The 25942-nt window shown below is 72.6% G+C and carries 26 protein-coding genes; 19 read left to right on the top strand and 7 right to left on the bottom strand.

Annotated elements, in window-relative coordinates:
- Nucleotides 1–269 precede the first annotated feature (269 nt).
- A complete protein-coding gene (locus HMPREF0063_RS14670; protein WP_007079485.1) occupies nucleotides 270–1331 on the top strand; it encodes an alpha/beta fold hydrolase in 1062 nt (353 codons plus the stop codon).
- 26 nt (nucleotides 1332–1357) lie between these two features.
- Entirely contained in the window at nucleotides 1358–2209 is an 852-nt protein-coding gene (locus HMPREF0063_RS14675; protein WP_425358313.1) for an Fpg/Nei family DNA glycosylase, read from the top strand.
- Between the two features lie 115 nt (nucleotides 2210–2324).
- Here the strand turns inward: HMPREF0063_RS14675 and HMPREF0063_RS14680 are convergent, their stop codons facing one another.
- Nucleotides 2325–3152, bottom strand: coding sequence for an EamA family transporter (locus HMPREF0063_RS14680; RefSeq protein ID WP_007079487.1), 828 nt, complete (start codon nucleotides 3150–3152; stop codon nucleotides 2325–2327).
- Nucleotides 3153–3198: 46 nt separating this feature from the next.
- Between HMPREF0063_RS14680 and HMPREF0063_RS14685 the strand changes: the two genes are divergently transcribed.
- The 8 genes from HMPREF0063_RS14685 to HMPREF0063_RS14715 are packed head-to-tail and all read left to right on the top strand — an operon-like array spanning nucleotide 3199 to nucleotide 10365.
- Nucleotides 3199–3849, top strand: coding sequence for a hypothetical protein (locus HMPREF0063_RS14685; RefSeq protein ID WP_007079488.1), 651 nt, complete (start codon nucleotides 3199–3201; stop codon nucleotides 3847–3849).
- 47 nt (nucleotides 3850–3896) lie between these two features.
- Complete coding sequence (locus HMPREF0063_RS14690) at nucleotides 3897–4817, top strand: hypothetical protein (protein WP_007079489.1); 921 nt, start codon at nucleotides 3897–3899, stop codon at nucleotides 4815–4817.
- On the top strand, nucleotides 4814–4960 hold the full coding sequence (locus tag HMPREF0063_RS16700; protein ID WP_007079490.1) for a hypothetical protein: 147 nt from the start codon (nucleotides 4814–4816) through the stop codon (nucleotides 4958–4960). The genes HMPREF0063_RS14690 and HMPREF0063_RS16700 overlap by 4 nt, the downstream gene beginning before the upstream one ends.
- Nucleotides 4961–4997: 37 nt before the next feature.
- Nucleotides 4998–6089 carry an NADH:flavin oxidoreductase/NADH oxidase gene (locus tag HMPREF0063_RS14695; protein WP_007079491.1) on the top strand — a complete coding sequence of 364 codons (1092 nt, stop codon included), beginning with the start codon at nucleotides 4998–5000 and terminating at the stop codon, nucleotides 6087–6089.
- A gap of 20 nt (nucleotides 6090–6109) precedes the next feature.
- Nucleotides 6110–6550 carry a type II 3-dehydroquinate dehydratase gene (aroQ, locus tag HMPREF0063_RS14700; RefSeq protein WP_007079492.1) on the top strand — a complete coding sequence of 147 codons (441 nt, stop codon included), beginning with the start codon at nucleotides 6110–6112 and terminating at the stop codon, nucleotides 6548–6550.
- A gap of 18 nt (nucleotides 6551–6568) precedes the next feature.
- Complete coding sequence (locus HMPREF0063_RS14705) at nucleotides 6569–7138, top strand: hypothetical protein (RefSeq protein ID WP_007079493.1); 570 nt, start codon at nucleotides 6569–6571, stop codon at nucleotides 7136–7138.
- A 9-nt stretch (nucleotides 7139–7147) separates the two neighbouring features.
- Nucleotides 7148–9442: a phosphoribosylformylglycinamidine synthase subunit PurL gene (purL, locus tag HMPREF0063_RS14710; protein WP_007079494.1), complete on the top strand. Its 2295-nt coding sequence runs from the start codon at nucleotides 7148–7150 to the stop codon at nucleotides 9440–9442.
- 35 nt (nucleotides 9443–9477) lie between these two features.
- Nucleotides 9478–10365, top strand: a complete 888-nt coding sequence (locus HMPREF0063_RS14715; RefSeq protein ID WP_007079495.1) for a M23 family metallopeptidase — start codon at nucleotides 9478–9480, stop codon at nucleotides 10363–10365.
- Between the two features lie 3 nt (nucleotides 10366–10368).
- Here the strand turns inward: HMPREF0063_RS14715 and HMPREF0063_RS14720 are convergent, their stop codons facing one another.
- Together HMPREF0063_RS14720 and HMPREF0063_RS14725 are read right to left on the bottom strand one after the other, a co-directional pair.
- Complete coding sequence (locus HMPREF0063_RS14720; RefSeq protein WP_007079496.1) at nucleotides 10369–10944, bottom strand: hypothetical protein; 576 nt, start codon at nucleotides 10942–10944, stop codon at nucleotides 10369–10371.
- Nucleotides 10945–10957: 13 nt separating this feature from the next.
- Nucleotides 10958–11911, bottom strand: coding sequence for an NADPH:quinone oxidoreductase family protein (locus tag HMPREF0063_RS14725; protein WP_007079497.1), 954 nt, complete (start codon nucleotides 11909–11911; stop codon nucleotides 10958–10960).
- A gap of 41 nt (nucleotides 11912–11952) precedes the next feature.
- Here HMPREF0063_RS14725 and HMPREF0063_RS14730 point away from each other — a divergent pair, with 41 nt between their 5' ends.
- The gene (locus HMPREF0063_RS14730; protein WP_007079498.1) at nucleotides 11953–14472 is read left to right on the top strand and encodes a DEAD/DEAH box helicase; all 2520 of its coding nucleotides are present in this window, start codon (nucleotides 11953–11955) and stop codon (nucleotides 14470–14472) included.
- Between the two features lie 382 nt (nucleotides 14473–14854).
- Here the strand turns inward: HMPREF0063_RS14730 and HMPREF0063_RS14735 are convergent, their stop codons facing one another.
- Genes HMPREF0063_RS14735 through HMPREF0063_RS14745 form a run of 3 tightly spaced genes read right to left on the bottom strand, consistent with a single transcriptional unit; the run spans nucleotide 14855 to nucleotide 17936 of the window.
- Nucleotides 14855–15874 (bottom strand): sensor histidine kinase, encoded by a 1020-nt coding sequence (locus tag HMPREF0063_RS14735; protein WP_007079499.1) that lies wholly within the window; start codon nucleotides 15872–15874, stop codon nucleotides 14855–14857.
- Nucleotides 15871–16620: a response regulator transcription factor gene (locus tag HMPREF0063_RS14740; RefSeq protein ID WP_007079500.1), complete on the bottom strand. Its 750-nt coding sequence runs from the start codon at nucleotides 16618–16620 to the stop codon at nucleotides 15871–15873. The genes HMPREF0063_RS14735 and HMPREF0063_RS14740 overlap by 4 nt, the downstream gene beginning before the upstream one ends.
- Entirely contained in the window at nucleotides 16614–17936 is a 1323-nt protein-coding gene (locus tag HMPREF0063_RS14745; protein ID WP_156794149.1) for a hypothetical protein, read from the bottom strand. The genes HMPREF0063_RS14740 and HMPREF0063_RS14745 overlap by 7 nt, the downstream gene beginning before the upstream one ends.
- A gap of 112 nt (nucleotides 17937–18048) precedes the next feature.
- Between HMPREF0063_RS14745 and HMPREF0063_RS14750 the strand changes: the two genes are divergently transcribed.
- Genes HMPREF0063_RS14750 through HMPREF0063_RS14785 form a run of 8 tightly spaced genes read left to right on the top strand, consistent with a single transcriptional unit; the run spans nucleotide 18049 to nucleotide 24049 of the window.
- Nucleotides 18049–18711, top strand: coding sequence for a glycosyltransferase family 2 protein (locus tag HMPREF0063_RS14750; RefSeq protein ID WP_007079502.1), 663 nt, complete (start codon nucleotides 18049–18051; stop codon nucleotides 18709–18711).
- On the top strand, nucleotides 18708–19385 hold the full coding sequence (locus tag HMPREF0063_RS14755; protein ID WP_007079503.1) for a TIGR04282 family arsenosugar biosynthesis glycosyltransferase: 678 nt from the start codon (nucleotides 18708–18710) through the stop codon (nucleotides 19383–19385). Before HMPREF0063_RS14750 ends, HMPREF0063_RS14755 begins: the two co-directional genes overlap by 4 nt.
- Nucleotides 19382–20080, top strand: coding sequence for a methyltransferase domain-containing protein (locus HMPREF0063_RS14760; protein WP_007079504.1), 699 nt, complete (start codon nucleotides 19382–19384; stop codon nucleotides 20078–20080). The genes HMPREF0063_RS14755 and HMPREF0063_RS14760 overlap by 4 nt, the downstream gene beginning before the upstream one ends.
- Nucleotides 20077–21273: a molybdopterin-dependent oxidoreductase gene (locus HMPREF0063_RS14765; RefSeq protein WP_007079505.1), complete on the top strand. Its 1197-nt coding sequence runs from the start codon at nucleotides 20077–20079 to the stop codon at nucleotides 21271–21273. The genes HMPREF0063_RS14760 and HMPREF0063_RS14765 overlap by 4 nt, the downstream gene beginning before the upstream one ends.
- A complete protein-coding gene (locus HMPREF0063_RS14770; protein WP_007079506.1) occupies nucleotides 21270–21680 on the top strand; it encodes a hypothetical protein in 411 nt (136 codons plus the stop codon). The genes HMPREF0063_RS14765 and HMPREF0063_RS14770 overlap by 4 nt, the downstream gene beginning before the upstream one ends.
- Nucleotides 21681–21689: 9 nt before the next feature.
- The gene (gene dcd, locus HMPREF0063_RS14775; protein WP_007079507.1) at nucleotides 21690–22265 is read left to right on the top strand and encodes a dCTP deaminase; all 576 of its coding nucleotides are present in this window, start codon (nucleotides 21690–21692) and stop codon (nucleotides 22263–22265) included.
- A gap of 3 nt (nucleotides 22266–22268) precedes the next feature.
- The gene (locus tag HMPREF0063_RS14780; RefSeq protein WP_007079508.1) at nucleotides 22269–23183 is read left to right on the top strand and encodes a pseudouridine-5'-phosphate glycosidase; all 915 of its coding nucleotides are present in this window, start codon (nucleotides 22269–22271) and stop codon (nucleotides 23181–23183) included.
- Nucleotides 23180–24049, top strand: coding sequence for a carbohydrate kinase family protein (locus HMPREF0063_RS14785; RefSeq protein ID WP_007079509.1), 870 nt, complete (start codon nucleotides 23180–23182; stop codon nucleotides 24047–24049). The genes HMPREF0063_RS14780 and HMPREF0063_RS14785 overlap by 4 nt, the downstream gene beginning before the upstream one ends.
- An 84-nt stretch (nucleotides 24050–24133) precedes the next feature.
- On the opposite strand, the gene HMPREF0063_RS14790 is transcribed toward HMPREF0063_RS14785, so the two are convergent.
- Nucleotides 24134–25942 (bottom strand): CocE/NonD family hydrolase, encoded by a 1809-nt coding sequence (locus HMPREF0063_RS14790; RefSeq protein ID WP_007079510.1) that lies wholly within the window; start codon nucleotides 25940–25942, stop codon nucleotides 24134–24136.

The raw sequence follows: 25942 nt of genomic DNA on the forward strand, positions 1-25942 counted from the left end.
GGTGGCCAGGGCGGTGGAGGCCCGCGGGGTCGCGGTGGCGCCCGCGGCGGCTCCCGTGGCGGCGGCCAGGGTGGCGGACCGCGCGGGTCCCAGAACGCTGGCCGCAGCCGGACCGCCCGCCCGGCCTGATCCACCCCGTCCCGTCTCCTCGAGATCTGTGACGTTCTTGTTCGTTCGACCGACGAGAACGAACAAGAACGTCACACTTCTCGGGGAGACGGTGAGCGGCAGGGGTGCGGGGTCGGCTCTCTGTGCCAGACTCTGCGCCCATGGCGCTTCCCTCCGTCCGTGTCCCGCGTGATCTCGACGCCTCACGCGACAACCTGCTGCACAAGCTGCGACGTGAACCTCTCGCGGATCTGCGTCCGATGCCCCGCGACACCGTCGCCGAGCGGGACGGGTACACGCTGTACCGGTACACCCCCGCCGACGTGCCACAGCAGGGCAAGCCGCTGTTCCTCGTGCCCCCGCTGGCGGCACCGGCGTTCGCCTTCGACCTGCGGCGGTCCTGCAGCGTCGTCGAGTACTTCGTCCACCAGGGTCGGCCGGTCTACCTCGTCGACTACGGGCCGGTCCACTTCAGCCACCGCAACCTGGGCATCGAGCACTGGACCGACCACCTGCTGCCCGACGCGATGGAGCGGGCCTCGGCCCACGCCGGCTACGAGGACCTGCACGTCGCCGGGTGGAGCCTCGGGGGCATCTTCACGATGTTCACGGCGGCGGCACTGCCCGGCCTGCCTATCGCCTCGGTCACCGCGGTGGCCAGCCCGTTCGACCTGCGGCAGGTTCCCCTCCTGGCGCTCGCCCGACCCATCGACCGCCTGGCCGGCGGGCTGATCGGTCCGGCCTACCGGGCGATGGGCGGCGTGCCGTCGGCACTGACCCGTCTGGGCTTCCAGCTGTCGGCGGCCGACAAGTACCTCACCAAGCCGGCGACGATGCTGATGCACGCCGACGACACCGACTTCCTCGCCCAGCTGGAGGCGGTCGACCGGTTCATGGACAACATGTACGCCTACCCCGGTCGCACGTTCGGGCAGCTGTACCACGTGGTGATGCGCACGAACGAGTTCGCGACCGGGACGATGGAGCTCGGTGGGCGGCCGGTGCACCTGGCCGACATCGAGGTGCCGGCCCTCGTGGTGGCCGGGACGAACGACACGCTCGCGCCGCTGTCGTCGGTGGCCCACCTGGCCGACCTGCTGACCGGATCCCCCGAGACCCAGCTGCTGCAGGCGCCCGGAGGACACCTGGGCGTCCTCACCGGCCGGGCGGCTCGCCGCACGACCTGGCCGGGCATGGAGAACTTCTTCGCCAAGCACGACTGACGGGGGACAATGGCTCCGTGCCCGAGATGCCGGAGGTCGACGCCCTCGTCGCGCACCTGCGCGAGCGGTGCGTCGGTGCCGTGGTGGCCGGGATCGAGCTGGGCTCCTTCTCGGTGCTCAAGACCGTGGACCCGCCGCTGGACTCCTTCGCCGGTCTGAGCGTCACGGACGTGCGGCGGCACGGCAAGTTCATCGACCTCGACGTCGACGGCCTGCACCTGGTGTTCCACCTGGCCAAGGCCGGCTGGTTGCGCTGGAGCGACCGGTTCTCGCCGGCCCGGATCAAGATGGGCAACGGTCCGCTGGCCCTGCGGGTCCGGCTGGACACCGGTGACGGCCCGACCGCGGGGTTCGACCTCACCGAGGCCGGCACGCGCAAGGGGTTGGCGGTCTACGCGGTACGCGACGTCGCGGAGGTCCCGGGGGTCGCGGCGCTCGGACCCGATCCGCTCGCGGACGGCTTCGACCTGAGGCCGCTGCTCGCCCGGCGGATGCAGGTCAAGCGGCTGCTGCGCGACCAGAAGATCGTCGCCGGCATCGGCAACGCCTACAGCGACGAGATCCTGCACGCGGCGAGGCTGTCGCCGTTCGCGATCGCCGAGAACCTCGACGAGGACCAGGTCGCAGCGCTCGCGGCCGCGGTGCGCGACGTGCTCTCCGCCGCCGTCAGTGAGGCGCACGGCAAGCCGGCCGCCGAGCTGAAGGACGACAAGCGCACCCGGATGCGGGTGCACGGACGCACGGGTCAGCCGTGCCCGGTGTGCGGCGACACGGTGGCGGAGGTGGCCTTCAGCGACTCGTCGCTGCAGTACTGCCCGACCTGCCAGACCGGCGGCGCCCGCCTGAAGGACCGCTCCACCAGCAAGTTCCTCAAGTAACCCCCGCGCGAAGTTACGGAGCCGGCACGGCAGTTCCTCACATGGCACGGCAGATCTGCCGTGCCATGTGACAACCATCCGTGCCGGCTCCGTAACTTCGCGGATCGGGGTGGGGTCAGGCGAGGGCGACGCAGGTGACCGCGAGGGCGGCGAAGGCGAGCCCGACTCCCTGCACCGCGTGGATGCGTTCCTTGAGCACCAGGGTCGCGAGCAGCACCGTCGAGGCCGGGTAGAGCGAGGCGATGACCGAGGTGACCGACAGCAGCCCGCTGTACGTCGCGGCGAGGAACGCGGCGGTCGCCGTGGCGCCCAGGGGACCCATCAGCACCGCCCACCAGGCTCGCCGGTCCCGCGGGACCCACCGCTGGCGCAGGGTCACGGCGATCAGAACCACTGACACGATCGAGCACGCCTGGGTCAGGGCCAACGGTGCGAGCCCGGCCTCCTCCGGCACCTGCCCGAGCAGGGCGAACAGGCCGCCGAAGCCGACCCCGGCGAGCACGCCGTCGACGAAACCGGCCCGGTCGTCCTCGAACCCGGCGGTCTCCTTGGCGATCAGCCAGATCGCCGGGAAGGCGAGCGCGACGCCGAGCGCGGCCAGCAGCTCGGGCCGGTCGCCCTGCACCAGGCCCACGGCGAGCGGAACGAGCGCCGTGCCGATCGCCGACACCGGGGCCACCACTCCCATCCGCCCCCGCGACAGGCCCCGGTACAGGAACGCCGTCCCCAGGCCGGTGGCCAGACCCGCGAGTGCGGCGAACCCGAAGTCCCGGGCGACGGGCTCCCCGTCCACGAACAGGGTGAGCACCAGGACACACACGGTCGACGAGCTCTGACCGACGACGGCCACCTGCCAGACGCTGACCCGACGGGAGAACACGCCGCCGAGGAAGTCCGAGACGCCGTACGCCACGGCGGACAGCAGAGCGAGAGCGACGGCCACGGGCCGACGCTACTGGACCCCTGTCGTGCCTCCGTACGATGGAGGCATGAGCGGGGACTCCGGAGGCGACAGGGGCGGCCGGCGCGGGTGGGGCCGCAGGGCCAACGAGGCGGCCGACCACCTGGCCGGCAGCGCGGACGCCCGCACCGGCGAGTCGGCCCAGCGGGCCGCTGCCATGCTGGCCCTCGCGGTCCGGATCCTGCGCATCCCCACCCTGGTGGTGGTCGTCCTGCCCGTCCCGTTCATCGTGGCCACTGCGCTCGTGGTCGCCTCCGCGGACGGCGCCGGACGCGTGCTCGGAGCGGTCGTCGTGACCGTGATGACGATCGTCTGGGGTGCGTTCGCCTGGCGCCGGCACCGCATCATCGAGGCGGTCAGCGAGCCGACCGCGCTCGCCACCGAGCTCGGCATCATGGTGAGTCTCGGCGGCAAGGTCGACGAGACCCGGGGGGTGCTCGAGCAGCTGGCCGGTGGCGGCGGAGCGCGCGTCTTCTCCCGGCTGCGGGGGGCCTGGAGCGGGGTCACCCTGACCGGACGATGGATCGACGGGATCGGCGACCTGCCCCGCGCCCGCTACTTCGCCCCGCCGCGCATCGGGACGACGGTGTCGATGGCGATCGCGGCCCTCTGGCTGGTTCCCGTGTCGATCGTCGTCGCGTTGTTCGCCGTCATCGGTGCCGTGGCCGGCAGTCTTTGACATCGCGAGACGTGACATCCGTGATGTCAAGGTCCTAGGCTGCGGGAATGGACGTCCGTTCGCTCGCTCTCCTGCCGTTCCAAGTGTCCGTGGCAGCGACCCGGACGACCCTGGCGCTCGGTCACTTCGTCTCGCCGCAGGGCCCGTTGCTGCGTCCCGGCGGGTACGCGGCCCAGATCTCGCGCATCATCGCCGACGACGGCCTCCTCGACCGGCTCAACCGGCTGCTGGAGGACGAGCACGGACCGATCGGCCTGGCCTACACGCTGGCCGAGTTGACCCACGAGGACCGGCCGTTGGGCAAGGCCCTGGCCCGCGACGGCCTGCTCGACCGGATGGCGTCCGAGGAGGGCCCCATCGTCCGGCTGCTGGAGGTCGACGGTCCGCTCGACCGGGCCCTGGCCGCCGACGGGGCGCTGTACCGGTTCGTCGCGCCGGACGGCCCGCTCGACCGGATCCTGGCCGCCGAGGGCCCGTTGGAGCGGCTCATCGCGCCCGGCGGCGTCTTCGACCGGCTGATGGAGGACGAGGGCGCGGTCGAGCGCGTCATCGCCCCCGGCGGACTGCTCGACCGGATGCTCGCCCCCGAGGGCCCGCTGGAGCGGTTGATCCAGCGCGACGGTGCCCTCGACCGGCTGCTGGAGGCCGACGGGGTGGTCGACCGCCTGCTGGCACCCGGTGGACTGCTGGAGCAGCTGCTGCAGGAGGAGGGCATGATCGAGACGCTCCTCGGCCCCGGCGGCACGCTGGAACGGCTCGTGCAGCTGGGCGACACCTTCGAGGCGCTGATGCCGCGCGTCGACATGCTGACCAACATGATCCCGACGCTCAACTCCGCGGTGAACGTGTTGAACGGTGCGGTCGAGCCGCTCAGCTCGCTGGCCGGCCGGATCCCCGGTGCGCGCCGGCGGCCGGCCAGTCCCGCGATCGCGGCGCCGGTCAACGACACGGACCCGGACTTCCCGTGACGGATCGCGAGCGGTTCCGCGCCCTGCCGCCCCCGGTCCGGCTCGAGGACACCGTGACCAGTCAGGACACCGAGCCGGTGCCCGATCCCGACGGTGGTCTCGACCCGGAACAGCGGCACTTCCTGCGGTTCGCCGGCATCTGAGCGGAATGTCCGGAGCCGCGCGGAGGTTGACCCGCGCGTGCCCTCGATCCTGGATCCCCTGACCCTGCGGGGCGTGACCGCCCGCAACCGCATCTGGCTCGCACCGATGTGCCAGTACAGCGCCTTCGCCGGGGACGGCGTGCCGACGGACTGGCACCTGGTGCACCTCGGGGCCCGCGCCGCCGGCGGGTTCGGCCTGGTGATGGCCGAGGCAACGGCGGTGGTCCCCGAGGGTCGCATCAGTCCCCACGACGTGGGGCTGTGGGACGACGCCCAGGTGACGGCGTGGAAGCGGGTCACCGACTTCGTCCGTGGCCAGGGCGCGGTACCGGCCGTGCAGCTGGCCCACGCCGGCCGCAAGGCCTCCCTCGCCTCACCGTTGGATGAGGGCGGCGGAGACCCCCTGACCGATGCCGAGGGCGGGTGGCAGCCGGTCGGTCCGGGCGCCGACCCGTTCCCCGGCCTCCGCGAGCCGCGCGCACTCACCACCGACGAGATCGCCGACGTCGTGGCCGCGTTCGCCGCGGCCGCCGGTCGTGCCGATCGTGCCGGGTTCGACGTCGTCGAGGTGCACGCCGCGCACGGCTACCTGCTGCACGCGTTCCTGTCGCCGCTGAGCAACACCCGCACCGACGCCTACGGCGGTGACCTCGCCGGCCGCTCGCGGTTCCTGGTCGAGGTCGTCGACGCGATCCGTGCGGTGTGGCCGGCCGACAAGCCGGTGCTGGTGCGCCTCTCGGGCACCGACTGGGTCGAGGGCGGATGGACCGTCGACGAGAGCGCGGCCCTCACCGAGACCCTCGGCGCCCACGGGGTGGACCTCGTCGACGTCTCCTCGGCGGGCAACACCGCCACGGCCGACATCCCGGTCGGTCCGGGATACCAGGTGCCGCTGGCCGCCCGGATCCGGGAGGTGTCCGGCGTGCCCACCGGGGCGGTCGGGCTGATCACCGAGGCGGCCCAGGCGCAGGCGGTGCTGGACGACGGTTCCGCCGACGTCGTGCTGCTCGGCCGCGTGGCGTTGCGCGAACCCGCGTGGCCGCTCCGTGCCGCCCACGACCTGGGAGTCGGGCCGCGCGCCGCGCCCTACCCGCCGCAGTACCACCGCGGGTCGTGGCGCCGGGCCTGACCGGGTCCTAGAGTGGGCGGGTGAGCACCGCGCGCCGCATCCTGTTGGTCAACGGGCCCAACCTCAACCTCCTGGGCACCCGCGAGCCCGAGATCTACGGATCCGTCACGCTCGCCGAGCTCGAGGGCATCGTCACCGACCGCGCCGAGATGCACGGCCTGGAGGTGAGTGCGGTGCAGAGCAACCACGAGGGCGAGCTGATCGACCGGATCCAGGCGGCCCGCGAGACCTGTGTCGGCGTCATCATCAACCCGGGGGCCTTCACCCACACCTCCGTGGCCATCCGTGACGCGCTGTCGGCGATCGCGCTGCCGGTCGTCGAGGTGCACCTGTCGAACATCCACCGCCGCGAGGAGTTCCGTCACCACTCGTACGTGTCGGGCGTCGCGGAGGCAGTCATCGCCGGGGCCGGCCCCGACGGCTACACCTTCGCCGTCGACGTCCTCGCCTCCCACCTCTGACGGCGGTAGCGTGCCGGGATGAGTGATGAGTTCTGCAGCTACGCCGAGTTCGGGAAGCGGTTCTTCGCCGCCGCCGTGACGAGCGACAAGATCCTGGGGGCCGTCGCGGCGCTCGGTGGCCGTCCCATCGCCTTCGGTCCGATGGGCGTCGGACCCGGCCGGCTCGCGAAGGTCACCGCCACCGGTGAGATCGGCACCGCCACCGCCCAGGAGGTCCCCGGCCGCGAGATCTCCTTCGACGTGACGCTGCCCGTCGCCCTCGACTTCGCGCTCGACCTGCAGGTCGAGACCCACCACTTCCACGGAGCGCTGGAGCTGCCGCTCAAGGTGCGGGCGCGCGCGACCCCCGATCTGCGCATCGTGGTCGAGGTGACGCCGCCGTCGGCGCGCGACGTCCGCCTCGACCTGACCGCCGACGGACGGCGGGCCGGGATGGTCAAGAAGCTCGCCGGGGTGGACGCCGAGGTGAAGCGCTTCGTCGCCAAGTACGTGGCGCGTGAGCTCGAGAAGCCCGAGATCGCACGGGCGCGCATCGTCGACGTCAACTCCGCGATCGACGCCGCGTGGGCGGGGTTGGCGCCCCGCTAGGATTGCCGGGTGACCGACGCCCCCGCCACGCCCGTCCTGGACACCACCGATCACGCCGCCGCCACTCCCGACCGGGAGCTCCCGTGGGCGGAGCTGGGTCTGAAGGCCGACGAGTACGCCCGCATCACCGAGATCCTCGGCCGTCGCCCCACCGGCGCCGAGCTGGCCATGTACTCGGTCATGTGGAGCGAGCACTGCTCGTACAAGTCCTCCAAGGTCCACCTGAAGAAGTTCGGCGACCTGCCGCAGGAGACCCCGCTGGGCAAGACGCTGGCCGGGATCGGCGAGAACGCCGGCGTCATCGACATCGGCCAGGGCTACGCCGTGACCTTCAAGGTGGAGTCCCACAACCACCCGTCGTACGTCGAGCCGTACCAGGGTGCGGCCACCGGCGTGGGCGGGATCGTCCGCGACATCCTCGCGATGGGCGCCCGCCCCGTCGCCGTCATGGACCCGCTGCGGTTCGGCCCCCTCGACGACGAGGACACCCGCCGCGTGCTGCCCGGCATCGTGGCCGGAGTCGGCGGCTACGGCAACTGCCTGGGGCTGCCCAACATCGGCGGCGAGGTCGTCTTCGACGAGACCTACCTCGGCAACCCGCTCGTCAACGCGCTGTGCGTGGGCGTGCTGCGGCACGAGGACCTGCACCTGGCGTTCGCCTCCGGTGTCGGCAACCAGGTCGTGCTCTACGGCGCGCGCACCGGCGGCGACGGCATCGGCGGGGTGTCGGTGCTGGCCTCGGAGACCTTCGACGCCGGTGAGGACGGCTCGAGCGGGCCGGCCAAGCGACCGGCTGTTCAGGTGGGCGACCCGTTCATGGAGAAGCTGCTGATCGAGTGCACGCTCGAGCTGTTCGCCGCCGGGGTGGTGAACGGCATCCAGGACCTCGGCGGGGCCGGGCTCTCGTGCGCCACCAGCGAGCTCGCGTCGGCCGGCAGCGGCGGCATGCACGTCGAGCTCGACACCGTGCCGCTGCGCGACTCGACCCTCTCGCCCGAGGAGATCCTCATGAGCGAGAGCCAGGAGCGCATGATGGCGGTCGTCGAGCCGCACCACCTGGACGCGTTCATGGCGATCTGCGCCAAGTGGGACGTCGAGGCGGTCGTGGTCGGCGAGGTCACCGACGGCGACCACCTCGTCATCGACTGGCACGGTCAGACCGTGGTCGACGTCCCGCCGCGCTCGGTCGCGCACGACGGACCGCTCTACGAGCGCCCCTTCGCACGCCCGGCGTGGCAGGACGCCCTGCAGGCCGACGCCGCGGAGGCCCTGTCGCGCCCGGTCGGCGGTGACGATCTGCTGGAGCACCTGCGCCGGGTGGTCGCGTCGCCGAACATCGCCGACAAGTCGTGGGTCACCGACCAGTACGACCGGTACGTGCAGGGCAACACCGTGCTCGCCCAGCCCGAGGACGCCGGCGTCGTCCGCATCGACGAGCAGACCCACCTCGGGGTCGCGGTGTCGACGGACTGCAACGGACGGTTCGCCAAGCTGGACCCCTACGTGGGCGCGCAGCTGGCCCTGGCCGAGTCGTTCCGCAACATCGCGGTCACCGGCGCGCTGCCGCTGGCGGTCACCGACTGCCTCAACTTCGGCTCGCCGGAGGACCCCGACGTCATGTGGCAGTTCGAGCGCGCCACCCACGGGCTGAAGGACGCCTGCGCCGAGCTGGGCATCCCCGTGACCGGCGGCAACGTCTCGTTCTACAACTCCACCGGCGACACCGCGATCCTGCCGACCCCGGTCGTCGGGGTGCTGGGCGTCGTCCAGGACGTGCGCACCCGGGTGCCGATGGGCTTCGGGGCTGCCGGCGAGCACGTGCTGCTGCTGGGCGAGACCCGCGAGGAGCTCTCCGGCGGCACGTGGGCCGACGTCGTCCACGGGCACCTCGGGGGCCACCCCCCGGTCGTCGACCTGCCGGCCGAGCAGGCCCTCGGGGCGCTCGTGCGCGACGCCGTCGCGGCCGGGCTGCTCACCTCGGCGCACGACCTGTCCGACGGCGGTCTGGCGGTCGCGCTGGCCGAGTCGACGTTCAAGCACGGTGTCGGCGTCACCGTGGCGCTCGACGACCCGTTCGTCGACCTGTTCAGCGAGTCGTCGGCCCGGGCCGTGGTCACCGTCGCCGAGGACGACCACGACGCCTTCGTCGCCCTGGCCGAGCGGCACGGGGTCGAGCTGGCCTCGATCGGCCGCACCGGGGGCTCCGACCTCACGGTCGAGGGCCAGTTCTCGGTGGCCGTCACGGAGCTCGAGGCGGCCTGGAAGGCCACCCTCCCGGCCGTGCTGGGGACGTTGATCGACTGACGCGCGGCCGGTGAGGCCGGCCCGGAGGGGGACGCATGACCAGACGCATCGCAGCGCTGAGGCCGGTGTGGGACACGCTGCTGGCGCTGCTCGGTCTGCTCGTGGTGGTCGACGTCGGCACCGCCGTGGTGCCGGGACTGCCGGGGCTCGACCTGCCCGGCGGGTTCCAGCTCGTGGCCCTGGTCGTCGGCCTCTTCATCGTCCTGAACCTGCTCATCGGGTTCGCTCCGACCGCCGACGACGAGGGACCGGTCGAGCTGGCGGCACCCGTCCGGGGCCGCTGGGTCGCGATGAACAGCCCGGGGCAACAGCTGCCCAGCCACGGCACGCGGACCCGCGGACAGTTCGGTGCGGTCGACGTGTCCGCCCCGTCCGCGGGAGCCCCGGCGCTGGTCCGGTGGGCCCTCCGGTCGAGCCGCCCCGAGGAGTACCCGTGCTTCGGTGAACCGGTCCGTGCGATGGCCGCGGGCACGGTCGTCAGGGTCCGCGACCGGCGGCGCGACCACCGCGCCCGCAACACGTGGCAGAGCCTGGCGTTCATGCTGACGTTCGAGGGTCTGCTGCGCGAGATGGGCGGCAGCGGCCGGGTCCTCGGCAACCACGTGGTCGTCGACCACGGCGACGGGACCTTCGCGGCCTACGCCCACCTGCGGCGCGGTTCCGCCGCCGTCGCCGAGGGTGCCCAGGTCGCGACGGGCGACGTGCTCGGCCGCATCGGCAACACCGGCAACACGTCGATGCCGCACCTGCACGTGCAGCTGATGGACCGGGCCCAGGTCGACGCCGCCGCCGGCATCGCGATGCGGTGGTCGGGCGTCGACCTCACCGGCGAGGTGGACGACCAGCTGAAGTCCTTCGCGAAGGACCCCGCCGACACGGCCGTTCCGGGCATGCCGCGCAACGGCGAGGTGTTCCTCGCCTGACGGTCAGCGGGCGGTGAGCTCGTCGAGCTCGGCCACGTCGACGTAGCGCTGGGAGATGCCGGGGCGGGTCCAGGCGAATCCCTCGGGAGGGTCGTCGCCGACGGCGACGAGTCCGACCCGGTCGGTCTCGCCGGCCGGGAACGCCGCCGCGTACCGGCCGCCGGCGAACCGCGCCCACGGGCCCAGGGGTTCCACCGGGTCGCGGTAGCCGCGTCCGTTGCGCCAGCCGTAGGCCGGGCCGTCGTAGTACGTGAGCACCCGGCGCGAGCCGTCGGCGTCGACCCGCACCAGGCACGACCCGTTGGGCACGCGCGTCCGCGCGAGCACCCCGTCGTCGATCGACGTCAACGGGTGCGGCCGGACCGTGACGAGGTCGACGAACGACCGCGGTTCGGGGTCGTGCACCCCTGCGGCTGCGCGCAGCTGGGCCGGTGTGCGCCCGACCGTGTCGGCGGCCGCGAGCAGCCGGCCCTCGATCGCGTCGTCGCCGTCGCCGAGGATGCCCGACGTCTGCGCCGTGGTGAGCACCGCGACCCACGGCGCGAGGTCGGGGTCGTGGACGTCCTTCGGGTTGGGCATCAGCGGGAAGGGATCAGGGGATCAGCAGGACCTTGCCGGTGGCGCGACGCTGGTCGAGCTCCAGCAGGGCGTCGACCGTCTCGTCCAGGGGCCGGGTCGAGGAGATGACCGGGTCGAGGGCGCCGGACTCCAGGTGCGGGTGCAGCGCGTCCCACTCCGTGCGCACGTGGCCCGGCTTGGACAGCGCGTAGGCGCCCCAGCCGACCCCGACCACCGAGATGTTGTTCAGCAGCAACCGGTTGACCTGCACCGTGGGGATCTCGCCGGCGGTGAACCCGATCACCAGCAGCCGGCCGTCCTCACGCAGGCTGCGCAGCGAGTCGGTGAACCGGTCTCCGCCGACCGGGTCGACGACGAGGTCGACCTTGTCGCCGAGCGCACCACGGAACCCCTCGGCCAGCACGTACTCGTCGGCACCGGCCGCCACGGCGACCTCGCCCTTCGCCTCGGTCGAGGTGACCGCGACGACGCGACCCGCGCCGAACGCCTTGGCGACCTGGATCGCCGCGGTGCCCACGCCGCCGGCCGCGCCGTGCACCAGCACGGACTCGCCCGGCTGCATGCGACCGCGCTCGATCAGGGCGAAGTAGGCCGTGCCGTAGTTGAAGACGACCGACGCGCCGGCCTCGAACGACACGTTGGCGGGCAGGGGGAACACCAGGTCGGCCTGCACCGCGACCTGCTCGGCGAAGCCGCCGATGAGGCTCAGTCCGGCGACCCGGTCACCGACGGAGAACTCCGACCCGGCCGGGGCCGACACGACCTCGCCGGCCACCTCGGCGCCGGGCACGAACGGCAGGTCCGGCTTGAACTGGTACTGCCCGCGGGACTGCAGCACCTCCGGGAACGCGACCCCGGCCGCGCGGACGCGGATCAGGACCTGGTCGTCGGTGGGCACGGGTTCGGGGACCTCGGCGACGGTCACGGCCTCGGGGCCGTCGAGCGAGGTGATCTGAGCGGCACGCATGCCCCGACCCTAGCGAGTGGGCTGCGGGGGACAATGGCCCGATGCGACTCGTCGACCTCCTGCCGTCCGGCACGACCACCGACGAGGACGTCGTCTACGACGCGATCAGCCGCTGGGTCGAGGCGCGCGGTCTGACCCTCTACCCGGCCCAGGACGAGGCCATCCTGGAGTGCGTCGCCGGGTCCAACGTGGTGCTGGCGACACCCACGGGGTCGGGCAAGAGCCTCGTGGCCACCGGGGCGATGGCCGCGGCCCTCGCCCGCGGCGAGTGCAGTGTGTACACCGCCCCCATCAAGGCCCTGGTGAGCGAGAAGTTCTTCGACCTGTGCGAGATCTTCGGCGCCGAGAACGTCGGCATGGTGACGGGCGACGCCGCCGTCAACGCCGACGCCCCGATCATCGCCGCGACCGCCGAGATCCTCGCCAACATGGCGCTGCGGGAGGGTGCCGACGCCGACATCGGGCTGGTCGTCATGGACGAGTTCCACTTCTACGCCGACCCCGACCGCGGCTGGGCCTGGCAGGTGCCGCTCATCGAGCTGCCGCGGGCCCAGTTCCTGCTGATGTCGGCCACCCTCGGCGACACCACCCGGCTCGAGGCCGACCTCGCCCGGCGGACGGGCCGCGAGACCACCGTCGTGTCGTCGGTCGAGCGACCCGTGCCGCTGGTGACCGAGTACGTCACGACGCCGGTGCAGGAGACGCTGGAGGAGCTCATCGCCACCGGCCAGACGCCCGTGTACGTCGTGCACTTCACGCAGGTCTCGGCCCTGGAACGGGCCCAGGCGCTGACCAGCATCAAGGTGGCGACCCGCGAGGAGCGCGACCTCATCGCCGAGGCGCTCGGCGACTTCCGGTTCTCCTCGGCGTTCGGCAAGACGTTGTCGCGGCTCATCCGGATGGGGGTGGGGGTGCACCACGCCGGCATGCTGCCGCGGTACCGGCGGCTGGTCGAGACGCTCACCCAGGCCGGCCTGCTGAAGGTGGTGTGCGGCACCGACACGCTCGGCGTCGGCATCAACGTGCCGATCCGCACCGTGCTGTTCAGCGGACTCAGCAAGTACGACGGCACCCGTCAGCGGCAGCTGCAGGTACGCGAGTTCCAGCAGATCGCAGGCCGGGCCGGCCGCGCCGGGTACGACACGATCGGGCACGTGGTCGTCGAGGCCCCCGAGCACGACATCGAGAACGCGCGCCTGCTGCGCAAGGCCGGCGACGACGTCAAGAAGCAGCGGCGCATCCAGCGCAAGAAGCCGCCGGAGGGCTTCGTGTCGTGGGGACAGGGCACCTTCGAGAAGCTCAGCACCGGCACCCCGGAACCGCTGGTGTCGCGGATGCGGGTGAGCCACGCGATGGTGCTCGACGTGATCAGCCGGCCCGGCGACGCCCGGGCGTCCCTGGAGCGGCTGCTGCGCGAGAGCGGCGAACCTGCGGAGTCGCAGGACCGGATGCTGGCCGAGGTCGACCAGATCATCGAGGCGCTGCTGACCGGCGGTGTGGTCGAGGCCATCGACCCGCCTGACTCCGAGGGTCGGACCCTGCAGCTCACGATCGACCTGCAGGCCAACTTCGCCCTCAACCAGCCGTTGTCGCCGTTCGCCGTGGCCGCGCTGGACCTGTTGGACCGCGAGGCGCCCACCTACGCACTCGACGTGGTGTCGGTCATCGAGGCGACCCTCGACGACCCCCGTCCGATCATCAACGCCCAGCGCCACCGGGCGCGGGGCGAGGCGATCGGCGAGATGAAGATGGACGGCATCGAGTACGACGAGCGCATGGAGCTGCTCGAGGAGGTCACCCACCCCAAGCCCCTGGAGGAGCTGCTGACCGCCGGGTACGAGGCCTACCGCATCGGTCACCCGTGGGTCGCCGACCACGAGCTGCGCCCCAAGTCGGTCGTGCGCGAGATGTGGGAACGGGCCATGACGTTCTCCGAGCTCATCGGCGACTACCAGCTCGCCCGGTCCGAGGGCCTCGTGCTGCGGTACCTGTCGGACGTCTACAAGACGCTGGGACGCACCGTGCCGGAGAAGGCCCGGAACGGGGAGCTGGAGGACCTCACCGAGTGGCTGGGTGAGCTGGTGCGGCAGACCGACTCCAGCCTGCTCGACGAGTGGGAGGAGCTGATCCGACCCGGTACCGACCCGGCCGACGTGCGACCTCGGGCCGAGAGCGGCGCCGCGCCCCGCCCGGTCACGGGCAACCCGCGGGCCTTCCGGGTGCTGGTGCGCAACGCATTGTTCCGGCGGGTCGAGCTGGCTGCCTTCGGCCGCTGGACCCAGCTGGGCGAGCTCGACGCCGAGGACGGCTGGGACGCGACGGCCTGGATGGAGGCGATGACCGCCTACCGCGAGGAGTACGCGGACCTCGGGACCGGCCCCGGGTCGCGAGGGCCGGAGCTGTTCATGGTCGAGGAGGGTGCCGACACCTGGACCGTCCGGCAGACCTTCGATGACCCCGAGGGCGACCGGGACTGGGGCATCAGCGCCGAGGTCGACCTGGCGGCGTCCGACGAGGCCGGGGAGGCCGTGGTGCGCATCCTCGACGTCGGCCCCCGCTGACCGCCCGAGTCGGGTTCGCCTCGCTGCGCTCACGCCCTCGCAAGCTCGGGCTGGCGAACGGGGCTTGTGGTCGCCAGGGAGCGGAGCGACCGTGAGGGCGGAGCCCGAGGCGACTCGTGCGGTGGGGTCGCCTCGCTTCGCTCACGCCCTCGTCCCTCGGGCTGGCGAACGCGGGGTCGCGCGTCCTCGGTGGTTGAGGTGCTGCGAGGAACGAGCAGCCTCGACCCTTCGAGGCTCGCTGGCTCGCACCTCAGGGACCGGAGACCCCTCGGTGGTTGAGGTGCTGCGAGGAACGAGCAGCCTCGAAACCACACCCGCCGCGTGGTCTCGAGGCTCCTCGCAGAGCTCGTCGCACCTCGACCACCGTCCCCCGGGCGAGCAATCAGGCGGCGGCGGGCAGGCGGATCTCGAACCGGCAGCCGTGGGCGTGGTTGCGCACGGAGATCGACCCGGCCTGGGCGTCGAGCAGGCCCCGGGCGATCGCCAGACCCATGCCGGCGCCCTGGCGTCCCGCCGTGGTGTCGGACTCCCGGGCCGTGCTGCCGCGGTAGCCCATGTCGAACACCTTCGCCAGGTCCGACTCCGGGATGCCGCCGCAGGCGTCCTCGACCCGCAGCCAGACCTCGTCGGCCTCGCTCCCGACGGCCAGCCGGACCTCGCCGCCCTCCGGGGTGTGGCGGATGGCGTTGACCAGCAGGTTGTGCACCACGCGCAGCAGCTCCGGTGCGGCCCCCACCGCCATCGTGCCGCCGGCCGACCCCGCCACGTCGATCCCGACCGTGCGCTGCTCGGCCGCCGGCCGAGCGGCCTCGACCGCCGACCGCAGCACGTCGTCGACCGCGACCGGCCCCACGGCCAGCTGGAGGGTCCCGGCGTTGATCTGCGACATCTCGAACAGGTCGTCGATCATCCCGGCCAACCGCATCGTCTCCCCGCGGATGACCTGCGCGTACTGGCGCACGTCCTCGGGTGACGACACGACGCCGTCGACCAGCGCCTCGGTCATCGCCTGCACGCCGGTGATCGGCGTGCGCAGGTCGTGGCTCAACCAGGCCAGCAGCTCGCGTCGCGAACGCTCGGCACTCCGCTCCCGCTCCAGCGCCTCGCGCTCCCACACGCTCTGCCGGGCCAGGGACCGCCCCAGCAGCACCGCGCTCGGCACGCTCACCGCGGTCACCGCCAGCCACACCCACGCCGTGCGCCGCAGCTCCTCGGTGAACATGAACCGACTGGTGGTCATGACGCCCACGATGATCGCGAGCAGCGGCACCAGGGTCAGCACCATGATCGACAGGGCCAGGGTGCGACGGCGCAACCACCGCAGGGCGGCCGCGCCGACCAGGACCACGGCCATCGAGCAGGCCAGGCCGACGATGATCGACCTCAGGTCGTCGGTGCTCATGTCTGCCTCGCCCTCGCTCGCTCGGGGTGGTCCTGCTGGGGGTCCCAGCGGTAGCCCCGTCCGTAGACCGTCACGATGCGTCGCGGATCGGCCGGGATGTCCTCGATCTTGTGCCGAAGTCGCTTCACGTGCACGGTGACGGTCGACAGGTCCCCGAAGTCCCACCCCCAGACCCGGTTCAACAGCTCGTCGCGACTGAACACGCGACCGGGGTGCCGCAGGAAGAACATCAGCAGGTCGAACTCGCGGGAGGTCAGCGACAGCGGCTGCCGCCCACGCACCGCCACCCGGGACACCGGGTTCAGCTGGAGGTCGCCCTCCCGGACGACCTCGGCCACCGGCAGCGCCGGCTCGATGACGCTGCGGCGCAGCACCGACTCGACCCGCAGGACCAGCTCCTTGACGCTGAAGGGCTTCACCACGTAGTCGTCGGCCCCGCTCGTGAGCCCGGCGATCCGGTCGTCGGTCTCGCCGAGGGCCGTCAGCATGACGATCGGGACCGCCGAACCGTCCTCACGCCGCAGCCGCTCGCAGATCTGCAGGCCGTCGAGGCCGGGGAGCATGATGTCCAGCACGATCAGGTCGGGCTCGGCCGTGCGGGCGGTCTCGAGTCCGGTGATGCCGTCGGCGGCGACCGTCACCCGGTAGCCCTCGGCCTCGAGGTACCGGCGCACCACGTCACGCACGGCCGGTTCGTCCTCGACGACCAGCACGTGGGCGCGGCCGTCGGTGGGCACGGTCACCACCGGGTCAGCACGAGGTGCTGGATCGTGAGGGCCAGGACGACCTGGCTGAGGAGCAGCGGACGGTGCCAACGCTGCGGCAGCAGGAGCGGCAGGGCCACGAGCCAGAGGGTGAACGGCATCCAGATGCGTTCCACCTCGGCCTTGCTCATGCCCGAGAGGGTCGCCGCGACGATCGACAGGGCGGCAGCGGCGGCGAGCCGTGCGAGCACGGCGGCGTCGGCGCCGGCCGGCAGGTGACGGCGGGCCGCGTGGATGGCTGCGGGGAACGCGGCCCACACGGCCAGACCGGCGGTGAACGTCCACGCCGCCAGGTTCGCCCACACCCAGTAGCCGTAGGCCCGGCGCGATGCGATGCCGTCGTAGTAGCGCTCCACCAGCACCGGGTAGGCGTCCCACCACACGAATCCGGCGGCGGTGAACACGGCGGCCACCGCCAGGGCGCCGCCGAGCGCCCACGGCAGCGGTCGCCAGTTCTTCGCGATGAACAGCACCGCGAGGGACAGGATCCCCAGCAGGGTGAGGCCGTACGACAGGTACACGCAGTAGCCCAGCAGCACGCCCGCACCGACGGCGAGCGGGATCCTGTGGCGGTCGCGGGTGGCGGCCAGCGCCAGCAGCGCCAGGCCCCACGCGGCGACGGCGGTGAAGATCGCGTCGCCGTTGACCCCCATCCACACGACGGTCGGGGCGAGCACCACCCAGGGGAGGGCGCGGCGGGCCAGGTCGATCGAACCCAGCGCACGCAGCGTCACGAGCAGCGCGACGATGGCGGTGCTGCTCAAGGTCACGGTCGCCACGCCGATCCAGAACGGGTCGGAGATGCCCAGGCGGTCCATCCAGATGAAGATCAGGAACGCCCCGGGCGGATGTCCGGCCACGTGGACGTACCAGTTGTCGACCGAGTCGAACGGGATCCGGGTGATGAAGGTCTGCAGCATCATGCCGATGTCGTCGACCCGCTGGGCGTCGTAGATGTACTCCTGTCGCCGCTCGTAGGTGCGCGACAGGCCCTGGGTGCCCTCGGTGAGCGCGACGGCGGCCGTCCACACCCACGTGCTCACGTAGCCGAGGATCAGCAACCGCCCCCACGACACGGTCGCGGCCAGTCGTGGCAGGTAGATCCACAGCAGGAGTCCGATCGCCACCGCAGGCAGGATCAGCGCGCTGACGCGTGGGTCCCAGTCCGCGTGCAGGGGCGGCCAGTTGACGTTCACGTCGTCCTCGAGGACCAGCGGGACGAGCATCGAGGCGGCCACGAGCAGCGCCCCGAGGGTCGCGGAGACCACGGCGGCGCGCGTCGATACGAGTCGGCTCACCCCTTCACCCTAGGAGCACGGGGGTGATCTCAGCGCGCTCGAACGCCGACGTCACGGGTCGGTCACGCGGCTGCGATGGCGCGAGACGACCCGCGGCCCTAGCGTCAGACCCATGTCCCCTGCCGTCTGCGACGTCGTCGTCCCCTGTCGTGACGAGGCAGCCGCCCTCCCGATCGTCCTGCGGGACGTCCCGGAGGGCTGGCGCGTGGTGGTCGTCGACAACGGTTCGACCGACGGGACGGCCGACGTGGCGCGTGCCCTCGGGGCCACGGTGGTTGAGGAGCCGCTGGCCGGGTACGGGGCTGCGGTGCACACGGGGATGCTGGCGGCGACGGCTGAGCACGTGGCGGTCATCGACGGCGACGCCACGATGCAGCTGGCGGACCTCGTGCCGATGCTGGAGGTCGTGCGGAGCGGGGACGCCACCATGGCGATCGGGCGCCGCCGCCCGATCCGCAGCGGCGTCTGGCCGTGGCACGCCCGGCTCGGCACCTGGGTGCTGGCGACGTGGATCCGCCGGCGGTCCTCGTTCGGCATCCACGACCTGGCGCCCATGCGGGTGTGCCGGCGCGACGACCTGCTGGCCCTGGGGGTGCAGGACCGCCGTTTCGGCTACCCGCTCGAGCTGATGCTGCGAGCGTCGCGCGCGGGATGGACCGTCCGTGAGCTGGACGTGGCCTACGGGCCCCGGGCCGTGGGCACCCGCTCGAAGGTGTCCGGGTCGTTGCGAGGCACCGCGCGAGTCGTGCGGGACTTCGCGGGGGTGCTGCGATGAGCGAGCGTGGAGCGACGACCGCCCCGACCCTGCTGGTCGTGGCGAAGGCCCCCGTGGCCGGCTACGCCAAGACCCGTCTGGCCAGGACCATCGGGCCGGTCGCGGCGGCCGAGGTGGCGGCGGCGGCGCTGCTCGACACCCTCGACGTCGCGCAGTCGGTCGGCTGGCCCGTGGTGGTGGCGCTCGCGGGCGACCTCGCCGACGCGTTCGACGGCGACGCCGTCGATGCGGCACTGGAGCACACCGAGGTCGTCGCCCAGGTCGGAGACGGACTGGGCGAACGCCTGGCCGCCGCGCACCGGGCCGCCGATCGCGGGCACGGCGTCGTGCAGGTGGGCATGGACACCCCGCAGGTGACGGCCGACGACTACCGCGCGGCAGGGACGTCCGTCGCCGCCGGCCGCGCCGTCATCGGGCCCGCCGACGACGGCGGCTGGTGGCTGCTCGGCCTGCCCGACGCCCGACGGGCATCGGTGCTGACCGAGGTCCCGATGTCGACCGGCGACACCGGACGGCTCACCGAGCTGGCGCTCGGCGGGAGTCCCGACCGGTTGCGGGAGCTGCGCGACATCGACGGATGGGACGACGCGCTCGCCGTGGCGGCCGGTATTCCCGGGTCCCGGACCGGCCGGGTCGTCGGGCGTCTGGCCGTGGGCCGGGGGGTGTCGGCATGAGCCGGGCCGCGCTGGACTCCGCCGGCTTCGCGGACTTCGACCCCACGGACTTCGACTCCGTCTCGGCGTTCGACCAGGCGTTCCGCGGCACCCCGAGCTCGATGGTCGACTCCTTGGGGGGCGACCTCCCGATGGCGGTGGCGCACTGGGCCGCCGACCCCGACGCCGCCGACCGGGCCTTCTTCGTCACGCCCTGCACCGGACCCACGCTCGACGTGGGCTGCGGCCCGGGACGACTGGTCGGCGCGCTGGTCGACCGGGGCATCCCGTCGCTGGGCATCGACGTCTCGGCCGAGGCCGTCCGGCAGACGCGCGAGCGCGGTGCCGTCGCCCTGCGGCGCGACGTCTTCTCGAACCTGCCGGGTGAGGGCCGCTGGCAGTTCGCCCTTCTCGCCGACGGCAACGTCGGCATCGGTGGTGACCCGGTCAGCCTGCTGGGCCGGCTGCGGGAGCTGATGACCCCGGACGGTCGCGTCATCGCCGAGGTGGCGGGGCCCGGTGTCGGCATCGTGCGTGACAGCCGCCGACTGCGCGTCGGCGACCGGCTCTCCGAACCGTTCGCGTGGGCCGTCGTCGGCCTGGACGCGATGTCCGACCTCGCCGCCGAGGTCGGGCTGGTCGTCGAGACGGTGCAGAGCCTCGCCGGTCGGCACGCCGTCACCCTGGCCGCGCCCTCACCGGGAGGCCGGTCGTGAGGCTCCCCACGGTCGCGGATGTCGAGCGGCTCCTGCCCGCGCCCGACGACTTCACCAGCCGCGCCCGCGGTCCGCGCACCACCGCCCGGGTCGGTACGGCCCTGGGCATCACGTTCGGGATCTGCTTCCTGACCGGGGTGTGGAGCCACCTGCAGTACGACCCGCCGGCGTGGGCGCCGATCGGTCCCGACCCGGTGTACCTCTACCGGATCACGCAGGGCCTGCACATCATCACCGGCGTCGCGTCGATCCCGTTGCTGCTGGTCAAGCTATGGTCGGCGTTCCCGCGGCTGTTCATCCGACCGCCGCTGCGTCCCGCCGGCTCCGCCCTGGTCCACCTGCTGGAGCGGGCGTCGATCGCCGTGCTGGTCGCGGCGTCGATCTTCATGGTGGCGTCCGGCCTGCTGAACATCGCCCAGTGGTACCCGTGGGACTTCAGCTTCCGGCGCACCCACGAGGCGATGGCCTGGGTCCTGATCGGGGCGCTGCTGGTGCACCTGGCCGTGAAGCTGCCGACCATCCGCGCCGCCTACTCCGCCGAGGGCGAGCCCGGCGACCCCGAGGACGACCCGGCGGACCCCGACGACCGCGACGAGGACGGGCCCTCACGCCGGACCGTGGTGCGGGCGGCCGGGATCTCCGCGGTGGTGGCCGGGGTGCTGGTCGCCGGGCAGGCCGTCCCGGGCCTGCGGCGGGTCTCGCTGTTCGCCCCCCGCACGAGCGACGGGCCGCAGGGCCTGTCGGTCAACCGCACCGCACGCGCCGCGGGGGTGCTGGAGACGGCGCCGTCGCCGGACTTCGTCCTGGAGCTCGTCCGCGGCTCACGGTCCGTGTCGCTCACCCGGGCCGAGCTGGAGGCGTTGCCGCAGCGCACCCACGTGCTGCCGATGGCGTGCGTCGAGGGCTGGAGCCGCGACGCGGAGTGGACCGGCGTGGCGGTGCGCGACCTGGTGGCGATGGTCGGAGGCGACCCCGACGCGGCGGTCGCCGTCACGTCGCTGCAGACCCGTGGTGCGTTCGGTACTTCGGAGCTTCCCGGCCAGTTCGTGGCCGACCACCGCACCCTGCTGGCCCTGCGCATCAACGGCGAGGAGCTCAGCCACGACCACGGGTTCCCGTGCCGGATCATCGCGCCGAACCGGCCGGGGGTCCTGCAGACCAAGTGGGTCCAGCGCCTGGAGGTGCGGACGTGACCGCTTTTCGCTGGGTCCTGGGCGCGGCCGGCGTGGCGGTCGGGGCCTGGGGTGTGTGGCTCACCCGGGACTTCAGCGGTGAGCAGTTCACCTCGCTGGGGCTGTGGCTGGTGGGGGGTGTCGCGCTGCACGACGCGATCCTCGCGCCCCTCGTGGTGCTGCTCGGCGTCGTGGCGGTCCGGGTGCTCCCGGGGTACGCCCGTCCGGCCGTGGCGACGGTGTTCTGCGTCTGGGCGACGGTCTCGATGACGGCCGTCGCCGTGCTGTCGGGGCAGGGTGGCCGGTCCGACAACGACTCGATCCTCAACCGCCCCTACCTGACCTCGTGGCTGGTCCTCACCGCGGTGGCCGTGGTCGTGGCGGCCGGCCTCGCGTGGAGCAGACGGCCGCGCGAACCCATCGGCTAGGTTGCTGTCGTGCTTCTCTCCGACCGCGACATCCTCGCCGAGATCGATGCCGAGCGGGTCCGTCTCGACCCCCTGGACCGCAGCATGATCCAGCCGTCCAGCATCGACGTGCGGCTCGACCGGTACTTCCGGATCTTCGACAACCACAAGTACCCGCACATCGACCCCGCCGAGGACCAGCCCGACCTGACCCGCATGGTCGACGTGACCGGCGAGGACGCCTTCGTGCTGCACCCGGGCGAGTTCGTGCTCGGCTCGACCTACGAGCTGGTCGGTCTGCCCGACGACGTCGCCGCCCGGCTGGAGGGCAAGAGCTCGTTGGGCCGACTCGGTCTGATGACGCACTCGACCGCCGGGTTCATCGACCCGGGGTTCTCCGGCCACGTGACGCTGGAGCTCGCGAACGTCGCGACCCTGCCGATCAAGCTGTACCCCGGCATGAAGATCGGTCAGCTGTGCTTCTTCCGCCTCACCTCGCCGGCGCTCAACCCCTACGGGTCGTCGGTGTACGGGTCGCGGTACCAGGGACAGCGCGGACCCACCGCGTCCCGCAGCCACGCGAACTTCCACCGCACCGAGATCTGAGCCGTGCCACCGCTGCCCCTGGCCACGTCACCGGAGGTCGCCGAGGCCCTCGCCGCGGGCCGTCCGGTGGTGGCGCTGGAGTCGACGATCATCTCGCACGGCCTCCCGCGGCCGGGCAACCTCGAGGCCGCCCGGGAGTTCGAGCAGATCCTGAGGGACGCCGAGGTCACCCCGGCGACCGTCGCGGTCCTCGACGGTGAGCTGAAGGCCGGGCTGACCGATGCCGAGCTGCAGCGGATCGCCGCCGAGGACGTGCCGAAGCTCAGCGTGCGCGACCTGCCGGTGGCGCTCGCTCGGGGCGGCAGCGGTGCCACCACGGTCGCCGCGACCTCGTGGATCGCCGACCGGGCGGGCATCCGGGTCTTCGCGACGGGCGGGCTCGGCGGGGTCCACCGGGGCGCGGCCGAGACCTTCGACGAGTCGGCCGACCTCACCGTGCTGGGGCAGGTGCCGATCACGGTCGTCTCGGCCGGGGTCAAGTCGATCCTCGACATCGCGGCCACGCTGGAGCGGCTGGAGACCCTCGGCGTGATCGTCCTGGGCTACGGCACCGACGACTTCCCGAGCTTCTGGCTCACCGCCTCCGGTCATGCGCTCGACTGGAGCGTCCACGACGCGTTCGGGGTCGCGGCCGTGATGGGCAGTCGGGACGCGCTGGGCCAGTCGTCGGGCATCGTGGTGGCCAACCCCCTGCCGGTCGAGCGTCAGCTGGACCCGCAGGTCCACGACGCCGCGCTGGACCAGGCCCTGCAGGAGGCGTCCGCGGCCGGGCTCTCGGGCAAGGAGGTCACCCCGTTCCTGCTCCAGCGAATCGTGGAGCTGACCGACGGTGAGAGCCTGCGGGTCAACCTCGACATCGCCCGCAACAACATCGCCGTGGCCGCCCGCATCGCCCGGGCGTGGGCGGAGGTCGCGTGATCCTGGTCGTCGGCGATGTGGTCGACGACGTCGGGGTGCGTCCGCTGGAGCCGGTCAACCCGCGCAGCGACACCCGGGCCGAGATCCGCATGACGCCGGGCGGGTCGGCCGCCAACACCGCGGCCTGGCTGGGCTTCCTGGGTGTCGACACCCGCTTCGTGGGCAGGGCCGGGGTCGACGGTCCGGCTCGGCACGGAGCAGCACTGGCCGACCTGGGTGTCGACGCCCGGATCGCGGTCGACCCGGTGCTGCCGACGGCCACGATCGTGCTGACGCTGGACGCCGACGCCGACCGCACGATGTTCGTCGACCGCGCCGCGAACGCGACCCTCAGTGGCGACGACGTGCCCGACGACGTGTGGGACGACGTCACGTGGCTGCACCTGACCGGCTACACCTTCTTCGATCCCGACACCCGACCGGTGGCCCTCGACCTGGTGGCGCAGGCGCGGTCGCGTGGCGTCGGCACCAGTGTCGACCCGAGCTCCCTGGGGTTCCTCCGCGAGTGCGGCGCGGAGGCGTTCCTGGGGTGGACCGAGGGGGTCGACCTGGTCGTGCCCAACGCCGACGAGGCACGGTTCCTCATCGGGTCGTCCGGGCCGTTCGTCGACTTCGACCGGCTCGCCGCGTCGTACCCGCACGTCGTGGTGACGATGGGATCGATGGGCGCCGTCCTGGTGGGTGACGGCGTGCGCGAGCAGGTGGTCGCGCCCCGGGTCGACGTGCTCGACACGACCGGAGCCGGCGACGCCTTCACGGCCGGCTTCCTCGCAGCCTGGACGCAGCAGCAGGACCCCCGGGCCGCGCTCGCAGGCGGCGCAGGTGCCGCCGAGCGCTGCATCACCTTCCGCGGCGCCCGCCCCTGACCCCAACCCAGAAGTGCTCCCAAATCAACCGTTTCGCGTCGAGAATGGGTTGATTTGGGAGCACTTCTGGGTCGGGGTGCGCGTTCAGTCGACCACCGGGAGGGTGAGGGCCTGGTCGGGCGAGCCGGTGCGGATGAACACCTGCGTCGGCACGATCCCGCCGCGGTAGTTGACCGAGCCGCCGGCGACGGTGAGCCGTAGCCGGCTGCCGGCGTCGAACCGGTGGGCGATCGCGGGGAGCGTGACCCGGAACGGCTTGCGGGGGTCGGCCACGCGCACCGGCGCGACGAGGTTGCGGATCAACCGTGCCTCGCCGTCGGGGCCGACCTCCGACAGCTTCACGAACATGACCAGGTTGCCGGTCGCCCCGAGCAGGTTGCCGAGACCGGCTCCGGGGGCCTGGACCGTCAGGTCGAGGGTCGGCGACCCCACGACGTCCAGGTCGTCGGTCAGCGGCGCGGTGGTGAAGGTCGTGAAGGTCCCGGGCAGGTCGACCTCGGGCAACGGCGCGAACTCGCCGATCACGTCGAGGGGGTCCAGCGAGGTCGGCAGGCCCGCCGCCGTGGTGAAGAACCAGGAGGAGGCCTTCTTCAGCTTCGCCGGCGACGGACTCAGTGCGGTGCCCGACAGGTAGAAGGTCCGGTCGGTGCCGACGGGGAAGGTGGCCGAGGTGCCGAACGCGGGCTCGGCGTTGCCGGTGTACGAGACCCAGTCGCGGAAGTAGGCGAACTCCGGTCCGGTGCTGACGGCTTCGTCCTTGAGGTGGTGCTCGAACCAGTCGACGACCCGGCCGGTGATGTACTGCGCGTCCGGGTCGGGTGATGCGAGGTCGAGCTCGCCGGGAGCGGCCGGGCCGGAGTGGCCGAACTGCGACCAGATCATCTTGGTCTCCGTGCCCTGGGCCTCCAGCGCCCGGTAGGTGGCGATCGCCTCGTTGAGGTTGAACAGCGTGTCGGCCTCGCCCTGGATCAGCAGGGTGGGGACCTTCACGCCCGCGACGTAGTCCGAGACGGACCGTCGACGCAGCTCGCGGGTGGTCGCCGGGTCGGCCGTGCCGGTGAGGCCGGCGGCCACGAGCGAGCCGCACACGAAGTTCGCGAAGTTCGGGCAGCCGACGAGGCGCTGCGGGTCGACGGGGGCGTTCTGGGCGCCGGTGACGACGCCGAGCCCGGCGAAGCCCAGGGCCCACACCAGCTTGGAGACGCCGGACGTCGACGTGCTGACGCCGCTGGTCTGGGAGGTGTTGTTGGGCGCGAGCGAGTACGACAGGTCGTTCCAGGTGATGAGGGGGACGATCGTGTCGATGCGCGGATCGATCGACGCGGCCGCGTACTGGACCGCACCGCCGTAGGAGCCGCCCACCATGCCCAGCCGCGGGTCGCCCGGGGCGTCCAGCGTCACGACGTCGAGCACCGGGGCCGGCACCGTCCGGTCCTCGTCGGTGAAGGCGATGCCGTTGGCGCCGCCCAGGTAACTCACCAGCTGGGAGGCGGCCTTGCCGTCGTAGTCGCGGTCGTCGAGGTGGATCTTGCAGCCGGACCCGCCGAAGCCGAGGCCGGAGTACGACAGCACGGCGTAGCCCCGGTCGGCGAACGCGCCTCCCAGGCCGGCCTGGTCGTCCTTGGACCCGCCGAAGCCGTTGGTCGTGAGGATCGCCGGCACCGGGTCCGCGGCACTCGCGCCGTCGGGCAGGTACAGGTCGCCGATCACCGAACAGGTCTCCGCGTCGGTGGGGCCGACCGTCACGGAGAAGTGCAGGGTCTGCACGGTGTGCCCGGGCGTGTCTGCCGCGGCCGGCGCCGCCACGAGGGACGGCGCGACGAGCGCGACCCCCAGCAGGAGGGCAGCGGCCGACGGACGCAGGGGTGATCGACGCGGGGTGTCTCGACGCAT

The sequence above is a fragment of the Aeromicrobium marinum DSM 15272 genome (assembly GCF_000160775.2).
Classification (GTDB): Bacteria; Actinomycetota; Actinomycetes; order Propionibacteriales; family Nocardioidaceae; genus Aeromicrobium; species Aeromicrobium marinum.